This is a genomic window from Corynebacterium sp. (assembly GCF_012837295.1).
In the GTDB taxonomy this organism is placed as follows: Bacteria; Actinomycetota; Actinomycetes; order Mycobacteriales; family Mycobacteriaceae; genus Corynebacterium.
Genome location: NZ_DURI01000116.1, coordinates 1 through 4,175, shown reverse-complemented (window position 1 = coordinate 4,175; position 4,175 = coordinate 1). Strand labels below are relative to the sequence as shown.

The window sequence follows — 4,175 nt, the reverse complement described above, 5'->3', positions numbered from 1 at the left end:
TCACCGCCGGCGACGAGGGCGCCACCCTGGTTTTGCTGGCGGGCGACCCCTACGGCGAGGACCTGCTGATGTTCTGGAACTTCGTCGGCGAAGACGAAGCCGCCGTCCGCTCCGCCCGCGAGGATTGGGAGGACGCCGACGCCCGCGCCCGCCGCTTCGGCGTCGTCGAGGGTTACCCCGGCTTCGAGGGCGAACCCACCCGCGCCCAGATCGACCGGATCCCGTCGCCGCCGATGCCGTCGGTGAAGCTGCGCCCGCGCCGCAACAAGTAATCCGCGCCGAACCCTCGCCCCACGCAGCCGCCGGCCGGTCAGCACGTGCCCTCGGCCCCCGGCGCATCGGGGCCGCCCATGACGCTGACCAGCCACCCGAACGCCTCATCCTGCGTCAGCTGCCAGGCCAGCCCGTGGGAGGCGTCGCCGAGGTCCTCGTCGACCTCGGCGTACGTCACGTTCGCACCGCCGTCGCACCACTCCCGCACCAGCCGCCGTGCCCCCGCCACGGGAATGACGTCGTCCCGCACGTTGTGGGTGACGAACACCGGCATCCCCGGCGCGACCGTCCCCAGCTTTTGCTTGCCGACGGCCTCCCGCAGACCCGGTCCCGCCACCTCGTCCAAGTGCTCGGCGAACGATCGGCCGTCGACGGTGAAGTCCGACGAATCCCGCCGCCCCCACAGCGCCAGCGTCGCGCCGATGCACTGCGTGGCGGACTCGTCGAGGAAGCGGCGGCCCTCGGCGTTGAGCATTGCGTCGACCTCCTCGCCGACCTCCGGGTAGGCCGCGACGAGGCCGTTGATCGCGTAGCCCATCGCCCCCGACAACGGCGACCCGTCGATCTCGGTGGCCGTCGACGGCAGATCCGCCGGCACCCCGCCCGCGTACACCGCCCGGATGCTCACCTCCGGCGCGTACTCCCCGGCCATCTCGGCGGCCGCCGCCGACGCCGCGCCTCCCTGCGAGAACCCGAAGATGGCGACGGGAGTGTCAGCCGCGCCATCCGAACCGAACCCGCCCGAACCGAACTCGCCGATCAGCTTTTCGGCTGCCCTGGCCACGTCGAGCACCGCCCTGCCCTGCGCCTCGCGCACCAGATACGTGTGGGTGCCGGGAGTGCCCAATCCCTGGTAATCGGTGATGGCCACCGCCCACCCCAGGTCCAGGAAATGCCGGGCCGGAGGCGGGGGAGAAGTACCGAAGTGCATGGTCATCGACGGCGCGCAATTGTCCGCCGCCCCCTGCGTCCCCGGCGCGATGACCAGCAACGGCCGCGGCCCGTCCCCGGTCCACGGCGCGGTGGGCTCCAGCACCGAGCCGCTGACGACATCGGGCCCGCCGTGGGCGTCCGTCGATGCGTAGACGATGCGCCGCGCGTCGGCCACGCTCGGCGAATCCACCGCCAGCTCCATCTCCGTGATCACCGCCCCCGGTTCCCGCTCCACCGGCGGCGGTGTCCCGCGGTCGGCATCGGCCCCCTCGAACCCGCCGGCGGAACACCCCGTCACCGCGGCGAGCACGATGACCAGCAGAGCGGCGAGGACGCGGCGAACGGGCGCAAAGCCCCGTCCCGCGGCCGAACCCTCCACCGAAGCGCTCATGCCGCCAGACTAGCCGCCCGTCCGGATCGCCCCGCCGCGCCGTTCGAACACCGGGGCCGTGACTTCCCGGTGGTCCTCCCGGCATTTCTCCCCGCGCCCCTCTACCTGGGCAGCCGGAACAATCCGTCGGCGTCCTGCACGGCCAGGCCGTCGTCGAGAAGCGAGAACAACGCCCGCGACCGCTGCGCCTCATCTGGCCACACCGCATCGAGCAACGCCCGCTCCACCGGCGACTCGGCGCCGCGCAGCACGTCCAGCAGCTTCCCCCGCACCTGACGGTCGGTGCCCTCGAACTTCTGCACCCTCTTTTTCGCCGCCGCCAACTCCTCCGCCGACGGTTCCGGCGACCCCGCGGCCACCCACGCGCACGACTCCCGCACCGGGCACTCTCCGCACGCCGGACGGGTTTTGCACACCGTCGCCCCCAGCTCCATCCACGCGGCGGACAACTCGGCGGCGGCCGCCGGATCGTCGTAAAGCAAGCCCTCCACCGCATCCATGTCTGCCCGCTTGTGGGGGCCCGGCAGGAACGTCGCCTGCCGGTGCCGCCGCAGCACCCGCCGCACGTTGACGTCGACGACCGGCGTCCGCGCGCCGAAAGCGAACGCGGCCACCGCCCGCGCCGTGTAATCGCCGATGCCGGGCAGCGCCAGCAGGGCCTCGACGTCGGCGGGTACCCGGCCATCGTGCTTTGCGACGATCGCCGCCGCACACTCCCGCAACCGCAACGCACGCCGCGGGTACCCGAGCTTGCCCCACTCCCGCAGCACCTCGTCCGCGGGCGCCGCCGCCAAATCCGCGGGCTCCGGCCACAACCCCATCCACCGCCGCCACGACGGCGCGACCCGGGCCACCGGCGTCTGCTGGCTCATGACCTCGCTGACCAAAATCCCCCACGGCGACGTGCCCGGCTCCCGCCACGGCAGGTCGCGCGCAGCAGCCCGGAACCAGGCCACGAGATCATCGCGCCAGTCCGCGCCGGCGGCGAGACCCCCGGATTGCGTTGATTCCAAAACCCGATTCACTCCAATCTGCGAATTCCTAGCAAGATGGATGGTATGACACGCACCCCTGAAACCGTCTGGAAGCATCTGCTCGAGGGAAATAACCGTTTCATGGAGGGCCAGTCCGCCCACCCGAACCAGGACCCCTCCCGCCGCGAGAAGCTCACCGCCAGCCAGAACCCCGCCGTCGTCGTGCTGTCCTGCTCCGACTCCCGCGTCCCCGTCGAGATCATCTTCGACCAGGGCCTCGGCGACATCTTCGTCATCCGCACCGCCGGCCACATCACCGACCTGTCGGTCCTGGCCTCCCTCGAATTCGCCGTCGACTCCCTCGGCGTCAGCCTCGTCGTCGTCCTGGGCCACGAGTCCTGCGGCGCCGTCAAGGCCGCCCACTCCGCCCTCGAGGGCGGCGCGCTGCCGGGCGGTTTCCAGCGTGTGCTCATCGAGAAGGTCACCCCGTCGCTGCTCGCCGCCCGCAAGGACGGCCAGAACGACATCCAGGACCTCGAGCGCCGCCACGTGCGCGAGATCGTCAACCACATCATCGACCGCTCGCCGGAGATCAAGACCCGCCTCAACGACGGCAAGGTCGGCGTCGTCGGCATGCGCTACCACCTCGGGGACGGACGCGCCGAGGTCGTGGTGACCAAGGGAGTCAGCGAAGACCCGCTAGTCTGATTGCGTGACCAACCGACCGCTGCCCCCGGAGATCTACCGGCGCCGCCGCATCGCCGCGCTGGTGCTGGCCATCGCCCTGATCCTCGTGATCGTGGGCATCGTCAGATGGGTGGCGGGCGGTTCCGGGGGGACGGACGAGGACACGAATCAGGCGGCGGACGTCACCGAGTCGGTGACCGTGTCGCGCGACGACGGCGTGGAGAACACCTCCGCGCCGGCCGGCCATTCCTCCGAGCCGTACAGCACCACGCCCTCCGCCGAAGAGTCGGAGGCCGTGGACAAGGACACCTGCGAGCTGGCGGACCTGAACCTGACGGTCACCGCCGACAGCCCGAATTACGGGGCGACCAACCCGCGGTTCGCGTTGACGCTGGCCAACCCCACCAACGGCGACTGCGAGATCGATCTCGACCAGGACACCCTGCGTTTCGAGGTCTACGACATGGTCACCTTCGAGCGCATCTGGTCCGACCTCGACTGCCATGACTCCGAGGGCAGCGGCACCGAGACCATCGAGGCCGGCGAGGAAGTCGTCTACGACGTCAACTGGTCTCGCAAGAGCTCGGCCCCGGGCAAGTGCACGGAGTCGGACCGCCAGGACGTCGAGTCCGGCAGCTACCTGGTGTACGGCCTGGTCGGAGACCGCAACGCGGACCCGTACACCTTCAACATCCGCTAGCCGCGCACGTTCGCGCCGATGACGGCGGGCACCGTCGTGGGCTCGTCGCCGAACAGTTCCCGCTGGTATTCGTCCTGTTCGAAATCGCGCCCGGCGCCGCGGATCGCCCCGACGTTGGCGTCGTGCCTCGGGCCATGCCGGTGCAGCGCGGCGTGTCCCGCACCGTGTTTGCTTGACGACGCCCCGCCCCCGCCCTGTCCGCCCGCAGCCGCGTGGC

5 protein-coding genes and 1 pseudogene are annotated in these 4,175 nt (G+C 71.1%); 3 read left to right on the top strand and 3 right to left on the bottom strand.

All coding sequences use genetic code 11. The features are described from left to right. On the top strand, positions 1-272 hold a 272-nt coding region (locus GX015_RS03910), incomplete at its 5' end, for a pirin-like C-terminal cupin domain-containing protein (RefSeq protein WP_291342941.1). Between the two features lie 38 nt (positions 273-310). Here the strand turns inward: GX015_RS03910 and GX015_RS03905 are convergent. Next, entirely contained in the window at positions 311-1,597 is a 1,287-nt protein-coding gene (locus tag GX015_RS03905; RefSeq protein WP_291342939.1) for a lipase family protein, read from the bottom strand. Between the two features lie 101 nt (positions 1,598-1,698). Further along, the gene (locus GX015_RS03900; RefSeq protein WP_291342938.1) at positions 1,699-2,610 is read right to left on the bottom strand and encodes an A/G-specific adenine glycosylase; all 912 of its coding nucleotides are present in this window, start codon (positions 2,608-2,610) and stop codon (positions 1,699-1,701) included. Positions 2,611-2,646: 36 nt separating this feature from the next. Here GX015_RS03900 and GX015_RS03895 point away from each other — a divergent pair, with 36 nt between their 5' ends. Together GX015_RS03895 and GX015_RS03890 are read left to right on the top strand one after the other, a co-directional pair. Then, a complete protein-coding gene (locus GX015_RS03895) occupies positions 2,647-3,279 on the top strand; it encodes a carbonic anhydrase (RefSeq protein ID WP_291342937.1) in 633 nt (210 codons plus the stop codon). Positions 3,280-3,283: 4 nt separating this feature from the next. Beyond that, positions 3,284-3,958 (top strand): hypothetical protein, encoded by a 675-nt coding sequence (locus GX015_RS03890; RefSeq protein ID WP_291342936.1) that lies wholly within the window; start codon positions 3,284-3,286, stop codon positions 3,956-3,958. On the opposite strand, the pseudogene GX015_RS03885 reads toward GX015_RS03890, so the two are convergent. After that, a pseudogene (locus tag GX015_RS03885) lies at positions 3,955-4,175 on the bottom strand (hypothetical protein); the annotation flags it as partial. The gene GX015_RS03890 and the pseudogene GX015_RS03885 overlap by 4 nt on opposite strands.